This is a genomic window from Halomonas sp. GFAJ-1 (genome assembly GCF_000236625.2).
GTDB lineage: Bacteria > Pseudomonadota > Gammaproteobacteria > Pseudomonadales > Halomonadaceae > Vreelandella.
Genome location: NZ_AHBC01000028.1, coordinates 34,808 through 51,981 on the forward strand (window position 1 = coordinate 34,808; position 17,174 = coordinate 51,981).

At 56.8% G+C, this 17,174-nt stretch carries 20 protein-coding genes and 2 pseudogenes; 14 read left to right on the plus strand and 8 right to left on the minus strand.

Annotated features, from left to right (window positions below; translation table 11 throughout):
- Positions 1 to 6: 6 nt before the first annotated feature.
- The 6 genes from lysS to rimI all read left to right on the plus strand — a co-directional run bounded on the left by lysS (position 7) and on the right by rimI (position 5,103).
- A complete protein-coding gene (lysS, locus tag MOY_RS08270; protein ID WP_009098586.1) occupies positions 7 to 1,518 on the plus strand; it encodes a lysine--tRNA ligase in 1,512 nt (503 codons plus the stop codon).
- Positions 1,519 to 1,610: 92 nt separating this feature from the next.
- The gene (locus MOY_RS08275; RefSeq protein WP_009098588.1) at positions 1,611 to 1,997 is read left to right on the plus strand and encodes a hypothetical protein; all 387 of its coding nucleotides are present in this window, start codon (positions 1,611 to 1,613) and stop codon (positions 1,995 to 1,997) included.
- Between the two features lie 88 nt (positions 1,998 to 2,085).
- A complete protein-coding gene (locus tag MOY_RS08280) occupies positions 2,086 to 3,489 on the plus strand; it encodes an MFS transporter (protein ID WP_009098590.1) in 1,404 nt (467 codons plus the stop codon).
- Positions 3,490 to 3,530: 41 nt separating this feature from the next.
- Complete coding sequence (locus MOY_RS08285) at positions 3,531 to 3,839, plus strand: BolA family protein (RefSeq protein WP_009098591.1); 309 nt, start codon at positions 3,531 to 3,533, stop codon at positions 3,837 to 3,839.
- Positions 3,836 to 4,663, plus strand: coding sequence for a hypothetical protein (locus MOY_RS08290; protein WP_009098592.1), 828 nt, complete (start codon positions 3,836 to 3,838; stop codon positions 4,661 to 4,663). Before MOY_RS08285 ends, MOY_RS08290 begins: the two co-directional genes overlap by 4 nt.
- Positions 4,660 to 5,103 (plus strand): ribosomal protein S18-alanine N-acetyltransferase, encoded by a 444-nt coding sequence (gene rimI / locus MOY_RS08295; protein ID WP_009098593.1) that lies wholly within the window; start codon positions 4,660 to 4,662, stop codon positions 5,101 to 5,103. The genes MOY_RS08290 and rimI overlap by 4 nt, the downstream gene beginning before the upstream one ends.
- Positions 5,104 to 5,115: 12 nt before the next feature.
- On the opposite strand, the gene zapB is transcribed toward rimI, so the two are convergent.
- Both zapB and rsmD read right to left on the minus strand, forming a co-directional pair.
- Positions 5,116 to 5,304 carry a cell division protein ZapB gene (gene zapB / locus MOY_RS08300; RefSeq protein WP_009098594.1) on the minus strand — a complete coding sequence of 63 codons (189 nt, stop codon included), beginning with the start codon at positions 5,302 to 5,304 and terminating at the stop codon, positions 5,116 to 5,118.
- Between the two features lie 104 nt (positions 5,305 to 5,408).
- Entirely contained in the window at positions 5,409 to 6,017 is a 609-nt protein-coding gene (gene rsmD, locus MOY_RS08305) for a 16S rRNA (guanine(966)-N(2))-methyltransferase RsmD (protein ID WP_035540447.1), read from the minus strand.
- An 89-nt stretch (positions 6,018 to 6,106) separates the two neighbouring features.
- On the opposite strand from rsmD, the gene ftsY reads away from it, so the two are divergent.
- The 4 genes from ftsY to rpoH all read left to right on the plus strand — a co-directional run bounded on the left by ftsY (position 6,107) and on the right by rpoH (position 10,177).
- Complete coding sequence (gene ftsY / locus MOY_RS08310) at positions 6,107 to 7,372, plus strand: signal recognition particle-docking protein FtsY (RefSeq protein ID WP_009098596.1); 1,266 nt, start codon at positions 6,107 to 6,109, stop codon at positions 7,370 to 7,372.
- Entirely contained in the window at positions 7,369 to 8,037 is a 669-nt protein-coding gene (gene ftsE, locus MOY_RS08315; RefSeq protein WP_009098598.1) for a cell division ATP-binding protein FtsE, read from the plus strand. The genes ftsY and ftsE overlap by 4 nt, the downstream gene beginning before the upstream one ends.
- Positions 8,034 to 9,074 (plus strand): permease-like cell division protein FtsX, encoded by a 1,041-nt coding sequence (gene ftsX, locus MOY_RS08320; protein ID WP_009098600.1) that lies wholly within the window; start codon positions 8,034 to 8,036, stop codon positions 9,072 to 9,074. Before ftsE ends, ftsX begins: the two co-directional genes overlap by 4 nt.
- A 236-nt stretch (positions 9,075 to 9,310) precedes the next feature.
- Entirely contained in the window at positions 9,311 to 10,177 is an 867-nt protein-coding gene (gene rpoH / locus MOY_RS08325; protein WP_009098602.1) for an RNA polymerase sigma factor RpoH, read from the plus strand.
- Between the two features lie 85 nt (positions 10,178 to 10,262).
- Here rpoH and slmA read toward each other — a convergent pair whose 3' ends face one another.
- From slmA to coaBC, 5 genes are all read right to left on the minus strand, one after another.
- Positions 10,263 to 10,871 (minus strand): nucleoid occlusion factor SlmA, encoded by a 609-nt coding sequence (slmA, locus tag MOY_RS08330; RefSeq protein ID WP_009098604.1) that lies wholly within the window; start codon positions 10,869 to 10,871, stop codon positions 10,263 to 10,265.
- 22 nt (positions 10,872 to 10,893) lie between these two features.
- On the minus strand, positions 10,894 to 11,793 hold the full coding sequence (gene argB / locus MOY_RS08335) for an acetylglutamate kinase (protein WP_009098606.1): 900 nt from the start codon (positions 11,791 to 11,793) through the stop codon (positions 10,894 to 10,896).
- A 75-nt stretch (positions 11,794 to 11,868) separates the two neighbouring features.
- A complete protein-coding gene (locus MOY_RS08340; protein WP_009098610.1) occupies positions 11,869 to 13,257 on the minus strand; it encodes a phosphomannomutase/phosphoglucomutase in 1,389 nt (462 codons plus the stop codon).
- Positions 13,258 to 13,307: 50 nt separating this feature from the next.
- Positions 13,308 to 13,769, minus strand: coding sequence for a dUTP diphosphatase (dut, locus tag MOY_RS08345; RefSeq protein ID WP_009098613.1), 462 nt, complete (start codon positions 13,767 to 13,769; stop codon positions 13,308 to 13,310).
- Complete coding sequence (gene coaBC / locus MOY_RS08350) at positions 13,766 to 15,052, minus strand: bifunctional phosphopantothenoylcysteine decarboxylase/phosphopantothenate--cysteine ligase CoaBC (RefSeq protein WP_009098616.1); 1,287 nt, start codon at positions 15,050 to 15,052, stop codon at positions 13,766 to 13,768. The genes dut and coaBC overlap by 4 nt, the downstream gene beginning before the upstream one ends.
- A gap of 148 nt (positions 15,053 to 15,200) precedes the next feature.
- On the opposite strand from coaBC, the gene radC reads away from it, so the two are divergent.
- The 4 genes and pseudogenes from radC to MOY_RS16915 form a co-directional block, all read left to right on the plus strand.
- On the plus strand, positions 15,201 to 15,875 hold the full coding sequence (gene radC / locus MOY_RS08355) for a RadC family protein (protein ID WP_009098617.1): 675 nt from the start codon (positions 15,201 to 15,203) through the stop codon (positions 15,873 to 15,875).
- A gap of 251 nt (positions 15,876 to 16,126) precedes the next feature.
- The gene (gene rpmB / locus MOY_RS08360; protein ID WP_009098620.1) at positions 16,127 to 16,363 is read left to right on the plus strand and encodes a 50S ribosomal protein L28; all 237 of its coding nucleotides are present in this window, start codon (positions 16,127 to 16,129) and stop codon (positions 16,361 to 16,363) included.
- A gap of 38 nt (positions 16,364 to 16,401) precedes the next feature.
- Positions 16,402 to 16,557 carry a 50S ribosomal protein L33 gene (rpmG, locus tag MOY_RS08365; protein WP_009098622.1) on the plus strand — a complete coding sequence of 52 codons (156 nt, stop codon included), beginning with the start codon at positions 16,402 to 16,404 and terminating at the stop codon, positions 16,555 to 16,557.
- Positions 16,558 to 16,741: 184 nt separating this feature from the next.
- Positions 16,742 to 16,897: pseudogene (locus MOY_RS16915) on the plus strand (DNA-formamidopyrimidine glycosylase family protein); the annotation flags it as partial.
- Positions 16,898 to 16,935: 38 nt separating this feature from the next.
- Here MOY_RS16915 and MOY_RS16920 read toward each other — a convergent pair.
- Positions 16,936 to 17,174: pseudogene (locus MOY_RS16920) on the minus strand (DNA-formamidopyrimidine glycosylase family protein); the annotation flags it as partial.

Sequence of the window (17,174 nt, forward strand, 5' to 3'; positions counted from 1 at the left end):
TGCCCGATGGCTAACCAAGACGCGTCTTCTCTCGATAACGAAAACCACCTGATCGCCGAGCGCCGAGCCAAACTCGCGGCCCACCGTGAGCGCACGGCCGAGCAGGGTAAGAGCGCTTTCCCGAATGATTTCCGCCGCGACAGCTTAACCGTTGAGCTGCAAAACCTGCTGGGCGACAAGGATAAGGCAGAGCTGGAAACGCTTGACCACCACGCCTCGGTGGCGGGTCGTGTTATGCGTAAACGCGGCCCCTTTATCGTGATTCAGGATGTGGCTGGTCAGATTCAGCTCTACGTGGATAAAAAGGGCCTGCCGGAAGACGTGCTTGAGGATATCAAAGGCTGGGATATCGGCGATATCGTCGCTGCCCGTGGCCCGGTGCATAAATCGGGTAAGGGCGATCTCTACGTGATGATGAAAGAGACGCAGCTGCTTACAAAGAGCCTGCGCCCGCTGCCCGATAAGTTCCACGGCCTGACCGACCAAGAGGCGCGCTACCGCCAGCGCTATGTGGATCTGATTATGAATCCGCAGTCGCGTAAAGTGTTTGAGACGCGGGCGGCGGTCATCAGCTCCATGCGACGCTTCTTTGAAGCCCGTGGCTTTATGGAAGTGGAAACGCCAATGCTCCAGCCGATTCCTGGCGGCGCGGCGGCGCGGCCGTTTATCACTCACCACAACGCGCTAGATATTGATATGTATCTGCGTATTGCCCCGGAGCTTTATCTTAAGCGGCTAGTCGTGGGCGGCTTCGAGAAAGTGTTCGAGATCAACCGTAATTTCCGTAACGAAGGGCTCTCCACACGGCATAATCCTGAGTTCACCATGGTCGAGTTTTATTGGGCCTACGCGGACTACCGTGACTTGCTCGACATGACCGAAGCCATGCTGCGCACCGCCGCCGAAGAAGTGCTGGGTACCACGACGCTGAGCTATCAAGGCGCCAGCTACGACTTTGGCCAGCCTTTCCATCGCCTGACGTTGCGCCAAGCGATTCTTGATCATGGCGACGGTATCACCAATGCGGATCTCGATACGTTGGAAGCCGCGCGGACAGTGGCTGAAAAGCTGGGTATCAAGGTGAAAGAGAGCTGGGGCCTAGGCAAAATCCAGACCGAAATCTTCGAAGAGGTGGCCGAGCACAAGTTGGACCAGCCGACGTTTATCACTGAATATCCAGCAGAAGTCAGCCCGCTGGCGCGGCGCAACGATGCCAATCCGTTCGTTACCGACCGTTTTGAGTTTTTCGTGGGTGGTCGAGAGATCGCTAACGGCTTCTCGGAGCTTAACGACGCCGAAGACCAGGCGGAGCGTTTCCGCGAGCAAGCAGCGGAAAAAGACGCTGGCGACCTGGAGGCGATGTACTACGATGCGGACTACGTGCGCGCGCTTGAGTACGGCATGCCTCCGACAGCAGGTGAAGGCATTGGTATTGACCGTTTGGTGATGCTGTTTACCGACAGCCCATCCATTCGTGATGTACTGCTGTTCCCGGCAATGCGCCCCGAAGTAGATTAAATCCAGCTAACTGTCCGGTGACGGACGAAAAGTTGGTAAGGACGCGTTTTAGCGCCCATAATGGTCAACGTTTCGACGGCGAGGAGAATCCCATGAAACTGCTAAATCGCTCTGCCCTGAGCGTCAGGCCGACCCAGACCTTCGTGGACTGGATCAATGCGCTCGAACCCACCATGGGAGACGACGACCTGACCCTGGACGACGTCGAACGTGAAAGCACGGTGTATCTTATTCCTGAAATGGATACCCCTGAAGCGCTGGAGACCTTTGTTCGCGAACGCCACGTAGAAATCCTGGAGACCGAGCTGCGCGCTTGGGAAGAGGATGAGCGTCAGTGGCCAGAGAAACTCGATTGGTCGCTGTTTCAGGACTTCTTGCGCGTTGAGCACAGTTATTTGGCGATTGACCTGGACGACGAAACCGCCCTGGAGATCTCCGAGGTTGAAGATGCGCTGCTACTCGACAACGAACAAGATTAGCGTGCTATTATTTTTAGCGTAAGCGCATCGTAAAACCGGCTTCGGCCGGTTTTACTGTTTTAAGGGGGCTGTTTAGGAACTGACAACCATGCGACTGTTTGAATCCCGCCCAGGTGACGACGGCCTGCCAGGGCCAGAGCGCGCGTTGGCGGTATTAGCGCTGGTCACCGGCACGCTGATGGCGGTGGTGGATACCACCATGATCAACTTAGCGCTGCCGACCATTGCCGCTGACCTTAACGTGCCTGCTTCCAGAGCTGTATGGATCACCAATTTATTCCAGGTCGTGTGTGCGGCATTCCTGCTAGTGTTTGCCGGTATCAGTGAGCTGATTACCCGCAGGCGGCTCTACCTGTTTGGCTTAGCGACCTTTGTGGTGGCCGCTCTGGGGGCGGCGCTATCGCGTAACTTAGAAACGTTGCTGGTGTTTCGCGCCCTGCAAGGGTTAGGGGCCGCGGCCACGCTCTCGATTGGGCCTTCGCTGTATCGAGCGATCTTTCCATCGCGTCTGCTGGGCAGTGCGCTTGGCCTGAGTGCTTTAGTCGTTGCCGGTGGCTACGCGGCGGGCCCTACCCTCAGTGGTGTGATTCTCTCCTTTGCCGACTGGCCGTGGCTGTTTGCCCTAAATGTGCCGCTGGGGGTCTGCTCGCTGTGGCTTGCCAGCCGGGCGTTGCCACGGGACAAGCCGCGCCAGGGCAGTTTTGACATCCAGGGCGCGTGTTTCTCCATACTGATGCTGGCCAGCTTTTTTATTGCCATGGACGCCGTTGGTCATGCCGCGCCGCTGTGGCAAAGCGGCGGCTGGGCACTGCTGGCCGTCACGGCCTGTGCGCTGTTTATCCGTCGCCAGCGCCGTGCCCCTTTCCCTTTGTTGCCACTGAGCGTATTCGCGGAGAAGCGCTTTACACTCGCGGTCTCGGCGTCGGGTTTGGCGTTTATTGGCCAGGGATTAACTTTTGTGGCGCTGTCGTTCCTGTATCAGGAGCAGATGGGCTTCTCGCCGCTGGAAACTGCATGGCTATTCACCCCCTGGCCGCTGGCCATTATGGTGGTAGGACCGCTGGCAGGGCGCTTGGCCGACCGGATTAATCCCAGTCTGCTCTCTAGCACTGGGCTCGTACTGCTGATTATTGGGTTGGTGGCGCTGGCGCTGGTGGATGAGACTAGCGGCGTGGCTGATAGCCTGTGGCGCACGGCGCTCTGTGGCATTGGCTTTGGGCTATTCCAGCCGCCGAACAATCGAGAGATGATGGGTAGCCTGCCGCCTGCGCGCAGTGCCAACGTCTCCGGCGTGATGAGTACTACCCGTACCGTTGGGCAGTCGTTTGGGGTGGCGCTAGTGGGGGCTGCACTGGCCCTTGGCCTGCCTGTGCAGGTTACGCTTTGGTTGGGAGCGGGCACCACGCTGCTAGCACTGGTGGCAAGCCTTTCACGGGTAAGCCTCGCTCAGCGTGCCCTTGTTGAGCGTCGGGCATCGTCTGTTGGTAAGTAAGGGCGTACAATAGGGCGGTTGCTGATTGAAGGAGAGCCCCCATGGCGATGCAGACACAAATAGAGCAGAAGTTAGCGGCGTTAACCCCAGACGTGCTGCACGTAGAGAATGAAAGCCATATGCATAACGTGCCAGCGAACGCCGAAACTCACTTTAAAGTGACCCTGGTGAGCGATAGCTTCGATGGCATGATGCCGGTGAAGCGCCATCAGCAAATTTACGCCCTGTTGGCTGATGAGCTAACTGGCCCGGTGCACGCGTTGGCGCTGCATCTGTACACGCCCAAAGAGTGGCAGGCACGGGGCGGCGAGCGCCCGGATTCTCCCAACTGCCGCGGCGGCGGCCAGTGACCCCTGAGGTTATTCGCAGGCAGTATCTTGACGCCATGGGCATCACTGCCTGGGCGTCACGTTATGAACTGCCTAACGCGCTGCCTACCCAAGCCTGCGAGTGGGAAGACGCCCCTGCGTCTCAGCCCCCTCGCGAGCGCTTGCATGCCTTGCTGGATGACGCCCCCGCAACCCCGCGCCCGCGCAGCCAAACACCGTCTGCTGCAACCCCTTCCTCGGTGCCCTCAGGGGCTGCATCGCCGTCGGCCGTGCGCGCACTGCTAGGCCAGGAGGCGCCTGCCGTTGCCCCAGAAGTGGAAGCACCCGCCGAGCCTGCGGCAAGCATTACGCCGATTCAGCAGGCACAGCCGCTTGAATTCAGCCTCTCCTGTGTGTGTCTCGGTGGACGCTGGCTGGCGATTTGTGAGGGTGAGCTTGGGCCCAGCGAGCAGCAGTTGTTGGCCAACATGCTGCGGGCAGCAGGCGTGCTAAACGGCGCGCTGCCAGCGGTCATCTATTTTAAATGGCCGCCAATGGCCACCGTGTTTACGCCGGAAGAGCCGCTAGAAGAAGCCCGGGATGGTGTGGCTGCTTTTATAGCCGGTGCCGCCAGTCGGCAAGGCTGGCAGCTAGAGCACGTGCTGTGGTGGGGAGCTGATTCAGTAGCCGATGACGCACCCTTGGTGCAGGTCATGGCGGTTAATCAGGATAAGAGTCATACCTTGGGGCTGCCGGTATGGCAGGGGCCCGCTTTAGCGACGCTTACCCAGAGTGGCAATGCTAAGCGTGCGCTATGGCCTAAGCTAGTCGCGCTAGCTGATCAGTGGCGAAGCTCAGCGCCGTGATTAGTCCGCTGACCCCCTCACATGCTGCTTTGCTCCACGCCCTTGAAGCCGAGGCCTATAGCGGTGCAAGCCCGCAGCAGCTTAGCGATGCGCTCAGCGATACGACATCACAAGTAGTAGGGTTTTGGCAGCAAAATGGACTCATGGGCTACGCCATGGTGGCACGCCTACCCTTTGATGCTGAACTGCAGGCCATTGCTGTATTGCCTGCATGCCAAGGGCAGGGGATTGGAAGGCAACTGCTTGGGGAGGTGATCGCGTGTGCTGAGCAGTGGCAAAGCGAACGGCTATTGCTTGAGGTGCGGGCAAGTAACCAGCCTGCCATCCGACTGTATCAGCAGCATGGTTTTAGCGAAGATGGCCGCCGCCGACATTACTACCCGGCAGTGCAAGGGGCTACCGGGCGAGAAGATGCACTCTTAATGTCGCGGCCCTGCTAAAGCGCGTTGCTATCAGGCATTGTCGTCCATGCCATCAAATTTGCTAAGCACGCCCTGTAAGCGGCGCTCCCACTCTTCACGCTCCTGTTTTAACTGAGCGTTTTCGCTACGCAGCTCTTCGTTTTCCAGTTTCATCATTTCCAGCGCTTCGACGGTGTCGGTGACTTTCTGCTCTAGCTGGTTAAACAATTCAAGGCTCATGCCTACCTCCAGTAAATAGCGGCGGGGGGTGTCCGCCGTTAAGGGAATAAAATAGCCAATCAATCGGGCGAGCGTAACGCCGTGGCAGGGCGGCGGCAAGCGCTTTACGCTGGCTGGCGATAATAGAGCCTTGCAGTACTCTCGCCAGCGCGGGTTTCACGGTGTAGCTGCCAGTTAGCAGGCACCTCTGGCGTCAGTGTCTGCTCGGTTTCCAGATAGATGGTGGCTTCCTGTGCTAGCCAACCCCCCGCTTCCAGTGCTGCGCAGCAGGGGGCAGCAAGCCCCTGATGAAACGGCGGGTCTAAAAAGACAACGTCCGCAGGCTGGCCCAGTGAGCCAAGAAACGTCAGCGCATCGGCGGTGACGACCTCGCCTTGAGGCGCCCCAAGGGATGCTAGGTTGTCGCGGATTAACGTGGCCACCTGCGCATCGCGCTCGACAAAGATAACCTGGGAAGCTCCCCGGGAGAGCGCCTCAATTCCCAGCGCGCCCGTGCCCGCAAATAAGTCCAGCACCTGTGTGCCATAGAGCTGTTGGCCGAGCCAATTAAACAGCGTTTCGCGCACGCGGTCTGGCGTGGGCCTTAAGCCAGGATGGTCGAGCACGGGAAGCTGGCGGCGGCGAAAATCACCGCCGATAATACGCAGCTTGCCCATGGGCTTTGCGTCAGCGCGTCGGGAAGTAGATGAGTGTGGGGGGCGTTGTCGTTTCATAATGCGGATTGTAGCGGGCTGCTTATCCAAAGTCTTGGTTGGCGGTGGTAGGATGGTCACAATGTTCACTTTTAAGTCGGATGACACCCATGTTTGGTTTTTTCAAGCGTAAGAAAAAGCACGACTCCCAGCAGGAGCAGCAAGAAAATCAACAGCCCTTAGAGCAGCATGATCAGCAAGCGCCGATGGATGCCCCCGCTGAGCCAGATGCTCTAAGTGATGAGCAGCCAACTACTGCAGAAAAACCAGCCCCTACAGAAGCGAGGGTTGAGCCGGTAGCGCCTATCCCGGACGCTGAGCCAGAGCCAGAGCCAGAGCCAGAGCCAGAGCCAGAGCCAGAGCCAGAGCCAGAATCTACACCCGCGCCTAAGCCGGCCTTGCAAGAAAAGCCGGTGGCCGAACAAGGTGACAAAAAGGGTTGGTTTGCCCGCATTAAGTCAGGCCTGGGTAAAACACGTGCCAATCTTACCGACGGCATCGCTGATCTGTTTTTAGGTAAAAAGCAGATAGACGACGAGCTGCTTGAAGACCTAGAGACACAACTGCTCATGGCCGATGTGGGGATTGAGGCCACCAGCGATATTATCGAGCGGCTTGAGGCTCGGGTATCACGCAAAGAGTTAAACAACCCTGAAGCGCTGTATCGCGGTTTGCAGGAGGAGCTGGCGGCTATGCTGTCGCCGGTGGCCACACCCCTTAGCTTTGAAAAAGAGAGTGATGGTCCCTTTGTCATCTTAGTGGTAGGGGTCAATGGGGTGGGTAAAACCACGACCATCGGCAAGCTGACCCAGCGTTTCCAGCGTGAAGGTAAAAGCGTCATGCTGGCCGCGGGCGATACCTTCCGCGCAGCAGCAGTAGAGCAGCTTAAGGTATGGGGCGAACGTAACAGCGTGCCGGTGATTGCCCAGCACACCGGGGCCGATAGCGCTTCGGTGATTTACGATGCAGTGGCGGCGGCAAAAGCGCGCGGTGTGGACGTACTGATTGCCGACACCGCTGGGCGGCTGCACAACAAAAGCCACCTGATGGAAGAACTGAAAAAAGTCCACCGTGTCATGCAGAAGCTAGATACAACAGCCCCTCACGAGGTGATGCTAGTGCTGGATGCGGGTACCGGGCAAAACGCCATTTCCCAGGCCAGCACCTTCAACGAAGCCGTGCCCATCAGCGGTATTACGCTTACCAAGCTGGATGGTACTGCCAAGGGGGGGATTATCTTTGCTTTGGCTAAACAGCTGGAAACGCCGATTCGCTTTATCGGTGTTGGTGAAGGGATAGATGATCTGCGCCCCTTTGATGCCAATGACTTCGTCACAGCGCTGTTTGACCAGCAAGGGGACGATAGTCGCGGATGATCGCTTTTGAACATGTGGGAAAGCGCTATGGAGGGCGCTTTGACGCGCTGGCGCACCTCAACTTTCGCGTTGCGAGAGGAGAAATGGTGTTTCTTACCGGCCACTCCGGTGCAGGTAAAAGCTCGCTGCTACGGCTGATTATGCGCCTTGAAAAGCCCAGCCGTGGTCGTGTGGTAGTGGCTGGGCACGATATCGCCCAGTTACACCCTAGCCAGGTGCCGTTTTATCGTCGACAAATTGGCGTGGTCTTTCAGGATCACCAGCTACTATTCGATCGTAGCGTTTACCACAATGTTTCGCTGCCCCTGGAAATTCAGGGGGTAGAACCCCGTGAAGCGGCGCGGCGGGTACGCGCCGCGCTCGATAAAGTAGGACTTTTACACCGTGAAAAAGCGCTGCCGGTAGAGCTTTCCGGTGGCGAGCAGCAGCGGGTGGGTATTGCCCGTGCAGTGGTCAATAAGCCTGCTTTACTGCTTGCTGACGAACCCACCGGTAACCTGGATCCACAGCTCTCTGCTGACATTATGGCGCTGTTTGAGGATTTCAATCGAATCGGCACGACGGTGATGATCGCCAGCCACGACTTGGCGCTGATCGCCCGGCTGCGTCACCGCATTTTGCGCCTGCGCGATGGGCGATTAATTGCTGACGAGGGGGCCGTATGAAGCGTGCCGTGACACCCCGCACGAAAGGCGCGGCGCCCAAAGGTCAACGTCAAGCGGCGAAGCGGCCCAGTGAGCCGCCTGCTGAGCGGCGCGGCGCGCGTTCACAGCAAACGCGCTTTACCAGTCGGCTTCGTGCATGGGGGCGCCACCACCGGGCCATGGCCTTCGATAGCCTCTACCGGCTGGTGCGCCACCCGGTGGGTAATCTGCTAACGATGCTGGCCATTGCCATTGCCCTGGTGCTGCCCGCCGCCCTGTGGCTCACGCTTGATAGCGCTAAGCTGTTGGATGCGGAGCTAGAAGAGAGCGCCACGTTAACCGTGTACCTGGAAACTGCTGTAGATGCTGCGCAGGCGGCGCGTATTGAGGAGGCGGTTGGCGCAGAAGACGATGTTATGCAAACCCGCTTGATCAGTGCAGAAGAGGGTATGGCGGAGTTTCAACAGTCGCTAGGGTTAGATGACGCCTTGGCCGGGCTTGAAGATAACCCGCTGCCCGCCAGCATTGTGATTTACCCGCAAAGCGTTGACCCCATTGCCATGGATCAATTGGCCCAGCGGCTTGAAACGTTTACTGGGGTGGACGAAGTGCGCCTTGATTTAGCCTGGGTGGAGCGCCTGCGCCACTTGGCTAACCTTGGCCGCCGTGTTGCGCTTGCGCTCGGGGCATTGTTCGGGCTAGGGGTGTTGTTGGTGGTCGGCAATACAATACGGCTCGCTGTTGAGAGCCGTCGGCGGGAAATCGAAGTGGTTATGCTGATTGGCGCCACCCATGCGTTTGTCCGGCGGCCTTTTTTGTACAGTGGCGCCTGGTATGGCTTTGGCGGCGGTTTGTTAGCGTTAGGATTGCTAGGGCTTGGTAACCACTGGCTAGCGATGCCTGTAGCAGCATTGGCGGCAAGCTATGGCGCTAGTTTTGTCTTGCCGCAATTAGACGTGGCGGGGTCTACAATTCTGCTATCTTGCAGTACACTATTGGGCTGGTTAGGCGCATGGCTGGCCGTTACGCGACACCTTTCCAGTATTCGTCCGCGCTAATTACTTTTTAATGGCTAACAGCGCTTTTACTGATAGCTATGATAGTTATTGTTATGTGGGCATAAACGGGAATTACCACCCCTGTTTTATAAGGGTGCGGTGCACAGCGTAAACACGTACGGCATCGCTCGCCTGAACCTTATGCTTAGGCTAAAGTCTTAGTAGATAATACACAACGTATCGGCCCACCACGCCAGTACGTTTCCACGATTGGTTACAAGGGAGACCACCTGCACATGAGCACTAGTCTTATACCGGTGGGACAGCTTTCTCCAGGCCATGACCTGGGCGGCTATATTCAAGCGGTAAACGGTATTCCTGTTCTCAGTGTTGAGGAGGAGCGTGAGCTCGCATTCCGCCTCCACGATGAAGGGGATCTCGAAGCTGCACGCCGTCTGGTGCTTTCGCACTTGCGTTTTGTTGTGCACATTGCCCGCAGTTACTCAGGCTACGGCTTACCCCAGGCGGATCTGATCCAAGAGGGTAACGTCGGCTTGATGAAGGCCGTCAAGCGCTTTGATCCTAATCAGGGTGTGCGTTTGGTGTCTTTTGCCGTGCACTGGATCAAAGCAGAAATTCACGAGTTTGTACTGCGCAACTGGCGAATTGTAAAAATCGCCACCACCAAAGCGCAGCGTAAGCTGTTCTTCAACCTGCGCAGCGCTAAAAAGCGTTTATCCTGGTTGAATAACGACGAAGTCAGCGCAATTGCTAAAGACCTCGATGTTAAGCCGGAGATTGTTCGTGACATGGAGGGCCGCCTTTCGGCGTTTGATGCAGGCTATGATGCCTCTCCCGGTGAAGATGACGAGAGCACGTATCAAGCGCCTGCCTTCTTTCTAGACGATGCCTCGGCAGATCCAGCATCACAGATTGAAGATAGCGACTTTGAAGAGGACTCCACGCGTCGTCTTCAGTTGGCGCTGAAAGATCTGGATGAGCGCTCACGGGATATTTTGCAGCGTCGTTGGTTGACCGACGATAAAGCAACGCTTCACGATCTTGCCGACATATACGGCGTGAGCGCTGAGCGCATTCGACAGCTCGAAAAGAACGCAATGAAAAAGCTGCGTCAGAAAATGGGCGAGGCGTTAGCCGCGTAAAGTCGATGTGGTCGTAGTCGACGTAGTCATAAAAAACCCCGAAGGTACGACCTTCGGGGTTTTTTGATGCGTGAACGCTTATCTGCTAGGCAGGCTGCACCGTTTCCCGTAGCAGTTGGCTAGAAAGCAGCGCCCACTGGTCTTCCCAATATTCAGTGGGCAAGCGTTTAAAGTCACTGCGCACATATTGGGAGATACGCCCTTCTACGTGAGCAATCAGCAGGTTGGCGGCAGCTGAAGCGGGAATGGTCGTGCGCGTGCCTTCCCGAATCTCAGCCTCCCTTAGCACCTGCTTAAGCTGGGTTTCCAGGCGTTCAAACAGCTGGTGAACCCGCTGGCGCAAGCGTGCGGTTTCGCCGGTCAGTACGTCGCCACCAAGCACCCTGGCAAGCCCCGGGTTCTTCTCAGCAAACCCAAGCAGCAGTGCTAGCATAGTGCCGCTGCGGCCCACGGCCTCGGGTATGTCCTCCAGGATGCGGGTAATACGTGCAAAAATGCTCTCTTCGATGAAGTCGATCAACCCCTCAAACATGCGCGCCTTACTGGGAAAGTGGCGGTAAAGCGCCGCTTCCGAGACCCCTACTTGGCGGGCCAGGGCGGCGGTGGTAATTCGCTTGCCGCTGTCCTCCTCCAGCATAATGGCCAATGCGTGCAGAATTTGCTCGCGGCGGTGCGGTTTCTGGTCGTCGCTCATGACGTTAAGCCCTCCGTCGCGGTTATTCTGCGTCTGTGATGAGGGTGCCTACCCCAGCGTTGGTAAAGATTTCCAGCAAAACCGCGTGGGGAACGCGGCCATCAATGATATGGGCACTGTTTACTCCCCCTTTCACGGCGTCTAACGCGCAGCGTATCTTGGGTAGCATGCCGCCATAAATGGTGCCGTCAGCAATTAAGCCATCAACTTGGGCAGTGGTCAGGCCGGTAAGCACCTCGCCTTCACTATTCATCAGGCCTGCGACGTTTGTTAAGAGCATCAGCTTTTCAGCGCTTAGCGCTTCAGCTAGCTTGCCAGCCACCAGGTCGGCGTTAATGTTATAGCTATGCCCTTCGGCATCAACGCCAATGGGCGCAATAACCGGAATAAAGTCGCGAGCCGCGAGCATCTCGATCAGGTCGGTAGAGATTGCTTCTACCTCGCCCACATGACCGATATCGATAATTTCCGGTGCCGTCATCTCGGGGCTTTGATGTTCAACCTTGAGCTTGCGTGCGCGAATTTGCGCGCCGTCTTTCCCGGTTAATCCAATCGCTTTGCCGCCGCTTTGGTTAATCAGGTTAACGATGCTTTTGTTTACCAGGCCGCCCAGTACCATTTCCACAACGTCCATGGTTTGGGAGTCGGTGACACGCATTCCATTAACAAAGCGCGATTCGATATTGAGCTTTTCCAGCAGGCTGCCAATTTGTGGGCCGCCACCGTGGACAACGACAGGGTTAATGCCGACCTCTTTCATCAGGACGATGTTGCGGGCGAAAGAGTCCATCAGCGTATCTTCGGTCATGGCGTTGCCGCCGTATTTAACCACTACGGTTTTACCGGAAAACTGTTGGATATAGGGGAGGGCTTCTGACAGCACCTCCACAACGACCTGTGGGTCGCGGCTTGCTGAACTCATGACGTTATCCCTTTGCTTTTTTTAATCGCTGCTAGGTAATTTGCTGTTTTATTTTATTGCGTTCTAAAGGTGCGCTCATTGTGCTGGGGTTTCAGGAATGTTAAGCGCTGGTGAAACCGCTGCCAGCGCTTGGGCAAAGCGTTCGCGTATACGGGTAAGTGCCGTGGCATCTTTGCCTTCAAAGCGCAGCACTAGAGCTGGCGTTGTGTTGGACGCGCGGCATAACCCCCAGCCGTCGGGGTAGTCGACGCGAATGCCATCCAGCGTGGTTCTGACACCTTCGCCGAAGCTGCCTTCACGAGCAAGCTTCTCGACAATGGCAAATTTTTCTTCGTCCGGTACTGTGATGTTGATCTCGGGTGTGCCCACATCTTGTGGAAATTGATCAAACAGCGCGTCGGCACTGCCAGGATACCGCGCTAAAATTTCCAGCAGGCGGGCGGCGGCATAGAGGCCGTCGTCAAAGCCATACCAGCGCTCTTTGAAAAAGATATGCCCACTCATTTCACCACCCAGCTCAGCGCCTGTTTCCCGCATGCGCGCTTTAATGAGTGAGTGGCCGGTGCGCCACATTTCGGGTTCGCCGCCTGCTTTACTGATGACTTTGGCTAGGTTGCCGGTGCATTTGATATCGAAGATCACCTTGGCACCGGGGGTGCGCGATAGCATGTCAGTTGCAAATAACATTAGCAGATGATCGGGATAGATCATGCGGCCGCTGGGTGTGACAACCCCTAAACGGTCGCCGTCGCCGTCAAACGCGAGGCCAATATCGGCACCGGTTTGTTGCACATGGTGGATTAAATCCCGAAGGTTTTCAGGCTTGCCAGGGTCGGGGTGGTGATTGGGAAAGTGGCCGTCAATCTCAGCGAATAGCGGTGTAGTGGTAACACCCAGCCGCTCAATAAGCGCTGGGCCTAGCTCCCCCGCGACGCCGTTCCCGCAGTCCACCACGGCGCTCAGCGGCCTCTCTACGTGCACGTCACTGAGGATACGCGCCAAATAGGCGGCGCGTAGATCATGCGTTCGCACGCTGCCTTCGCCGTGGGTAAAGTCGCCGGCTTGTATCCGCTCGTAGAGCGCGGTGATGGCGTCGCCTGAGAGTGTTTCCCCCGCCAGGACAATTTTAAAACCGTTGTAATCAGGCGGATTATGGCTGCCAGTTAACATCACGCCAGAGCTGCTCTCAGGCAGCGTGTGGGTCGCAAAGTAGAGCACCGGCGTGGGTACCATGCCGATATCAATGACATCCCGCCCAGCGGCTTGCAGGCCACGCATCAGCGCCGCTTGCAGACGTGGCCCAGAAAGCCGCCCATCCCGGGCAACAATCACCCTATGTTCGCCGCGGGCAGCGGCCTCCGAGCCGATGGCGCGACCAACCAGCTCAGTGGTGGCTTCATTGAGCGTGCTATCGACAATGCCGCGGATGTCATAAGCGCGAAAGATGGAGGCAGGTACGGTCATGGTCAGTCCTTGAGAAGCGGGCCTTAATAAGTGCTGAGTGGACGGGCTGTCTATTGACGGCCTGTACTTCCAAAGCCGCCAGTGCCGCGAGTGGAGTCTTCAAAGGTTTCCACAATGGCAAGTTCTGCCTGGATCACGGGCACCAGCACGTACTGCGCGAGACGCTCGAAAGGCGCCAGCGTAAAGCTTGTTTGACCACGGTTCCACACCGAGATCATCAGCTCTCCTTGGTAGTCGGAGTCAATCAGCCCCACTAGGTTGCCCAGCACAATGCCGTGCTTATGGCCCAAGCCCGAGCGGGGCAGAATCATGCCTGCAAGGCTTGGGTCTTCAATATAGATGGCAAGGCCAGTGCGCACGAGTTCGCAGTCGCCGGGGGCAAGGGTTAGCGGTTCATCTAACAGTGCCCGTAGATCCATCCCCGCAGAGCCTGCCGTGGCGTAGGAGGGCAGGTAGTCGAGCAGGCGATCATCTAATACGTTGCACTGCAGGCGTGGGCGGGGGCTGCTCATGATAATGCTCCGGAGGGTTGAGGGGGGAGTAGCGTCAGCGCTTGGCGAATGATGAGGGTCGCCAGCGCTTTTTTAGTTTGCGGCGGCGCTGCCAACTGCTCAGTGCCAGAGGTTGCCCGCCAAAGGAGCAGGGCCGCGTTGTCGTCGCTGCCAAAGCCGAGGCCCTGCTGGGAAACATCATTGGCAACGATCATATCTAGCCCCTTGCGCTGCAACTTGTCGTTTGCGTAGCGCGCTACATCCTGAGTTTCAGCGGCAAAGCCCACCACAAAGGGGCGTTGGCTGTTGGGCAGTGCAGCGACCTCGGCAATAATGTCAGGGTTTTTAATCAGCGTAAGGGTAAGCGTGTCGTTATCGTCGGTTTTTTTGATTTTATGCACGGCAGCGCTTTCGGCGCGGTAGTCGGCAACCGCTGCACAGCCAATAAACAGCGCTGCCTGTGGCGCTAAGCGCAGCGCTTCTTGGTGCATCTGAAGCGCTGTTTCCACGTCAATGCGTGCGACGCCTTGGGGGGTGGGTAGATTCACCGGGCCGCTGATTAACGTGACCCGTGCGCCTTGCGCTGCTGCTTCAGCGGCTAGTGCATAGCCCATCTTGCCTGAACTGTGGTTCGACAAGTAGCGCACTGGGTCCAGCGCCTCTCGAGTAGGGCCTGCGGTAATCACAATATGTGGTGCACGGCTGGATATTTCGCCAGACGCTTTGACGGGAGGCGAAAAGTGCTGAGCTAGCGCGTTAAAAATCTCTTCTGGCTCGCTCATTCGGCCTGGGCCTACATCTCCGCAGGCTTGATCCCCAGCCGCTGGGCCAATCAGTTGCCAGCTATCGCTGGCTAACTGCGCCATATTGCGCTGGGTGGCAGGGTGGCGCCACATGGCCTGGTTCATCGCAGGGGCGATCAGCTTGGGTGCTTCAGAGGCCAGGCACAGCGTGGTTAGCAGGTCATCCGCCATGCCATGCACTAAACGGGCGATTAAGTCGGCGGTAGCTGGGGCAATAACCACGGCGTCTGCCCAGCGGGCCAATTCAATATGGCCCATGCCGGCTTCGGCTTCGGGGTCTAGCAGTGAAGTGCGCACAGGCTCCCCGGAGAGCGCCTGCAGGGTTAGCGGCGTGATAAAGGCTTGGGCGCCCTCGGTCATTACCACGCGTACCTCGCAGCCCGCTTGCTTGAGTAAGCGAACAAGTAGCGCGCTTTTATAGGCCGCGATACCCGCGCTAACGCCTAGCAGCAGGCGTTTGCCGGTAAGCGACGATAAAGAAGATAGCGGAAGTGAAGCCATGGCGGGCAGTCCAGTGTGACGTTCGTAAAGAGGCTTACCATACCATTTGACTGATTATTTTGGCATGCTCCGGCAGAGAGTATAAAAGCTAGTTATAGTGAGATGTTGGTGGTCGAGGGGTTTTAAACTAACAAGCAGGGAGGCGTGGATGGGGATTAATCATTGGCCAGAAGGTGAGCGACCAAGAGAGAAACTGTTAAACATGGGCGCCCAGGCACTTTCAGATGCCGAACTGTTGGCGATTTTTCTGCGTGTAGGCGTTAAAGGACGCTCGGCAGTGGATTTGGCGCGGGATCTGCTGAGCAGTTTTGGTGGGTTAAGGCAGCTGCTTGAGGCCGATCAAACGCAGTTCTGTGCGGCTAGGGGGCTGGGTAGCGCGAAGTTTGCTCAATTGCAGGCAACGCTTGAGCTTTCCAGGCGCCATTTGGCGAGTCAGCTGGCGCGTGGTAACGCGCTAACTTCACCTGCGCTGGTACGCCACTATCTCAGTTCCCAGCTGCGCCATTTAGGACATGAAGAGTTTGCGGTCCTTTTTTTGGATACCCAGCACCGAATTATTCGCTATGAATCCCTGTTTCGCGGTACCCTAGACAGCGCGTCCGTTTACCCCCGCGAAGTTGCCAAGCGTGCGTTAGAATTGCACGCAGGTGCTGTCATCCTGGCACACAACCACCCATCGGGTGTTGCTGAGCCAAGCGATGCTGATCGACGTATCACCGAACGCTTAAAAGATGCTCTTGCACTCTTCGATGTGCGGGTGCTTGATCATTTTGTGGTGGGTGACGGTGATGTGGTTTCATTTGCCGAGCGCGGCTGGCTATAAAAAAGATAAACGACACAATGGCCTTAAGGTTTTGGTTGTTTGTCTAAGTAAACTGACCAAAAAACGCCTTTTTTGGCCTTTTTGGGCGGTTTTCCTTGCCGGTGGCTAGGCGCTCTGGTATAAAGTGCCACCTTTAAACTTGGGTTGAATAACGGATTTGGGTAAAGCTTGGCGGTTAACGGCGTCGACTCCTTCCCTGCTCCGGTTTGCCCGACAGTTTTGAACAACTCGCCAAGTGGTTGGAGGCTCTCATGTCCAAAGTATGTCAGGTTACCGGCAAGCGTCCGGTAACTGGAAATAACGTTTCTCACTCCCAGCGTAAGACACGTCGTCGTTTCTTGCCGAACCTGCACACCCATCGTTTTTGGGTTGAAGCTGAAAACCGCTTCGTCAAACTGCGCGTTTCCTCTAAAGGTATGCGTATTATTGACAAGAAAGGTATCGAGTCGGTTCTGGTTGATATCCGCAAGCGCGGCGACGCGATCTAAGCCAGCTTTTGGCTAAGCACTTTTGGGAGAGTTAAACCATGCGCGATAAGATCAAGTTGGTGTCTAGTGCCGGTACAGGCCACTTCTACACCACTGATAAGAACAAGCGGAACACACCGGATAAGTTCGAATTCAAGAAATACGACCCGGTCGTCCGTAAGCACGTTATCTACAAGGAAGCCAAGATCAAGTAATCACGGTTACGATGATCGGCTTTCACTGCAGGCGAGCGCCTGTTGAAAAACCCGGCCCCAAGCCGGGTTTTTGCATGTCTGCTTGTTAGTGTCTCTGTTAGGGCGTGCCACTTTTGCGTCAGTAAGGAGTGGCAATGTCACTGCCAGGGCCGTTGTCATTGTGCTGTCATCATAGGCTTTCATCATGCCCGAATTGCCTGAAGTTGAAACGACACGACGCGGCATTGCCCCCTATTTGGAAGGGCAGGAGATCAGTGAAGTGCTGGTTCGCCAGCCGCGTCTTCGTGTACCCGTGCCTGATGATCTTGTTGAGCGACTGGTAGGGGCGCGGGTTGGTGTGTKAAAAYGYYKKKYCMRGWAMTYMCMCAMKMGVSSGWTGCGCWAGCTGCCYGACATGCCKRGGTGCCACAATAGCGTGGCACCCCCTTCAGGCACTACCAAGGGGATTTGTAAGTACTTGGCCCGGCGTTTTAACACACCAACCCGCGCCCCTACCAGTCGCTCAACAAGATCATCAGGCACGGGTACACGAAGACGCGGCTGGCGAACCAGCACTTCACTGATCTCCTGCCCTTCCAAATAGGGGGCAATGCCGCGTCGTGTCGTTTCAACTTCAG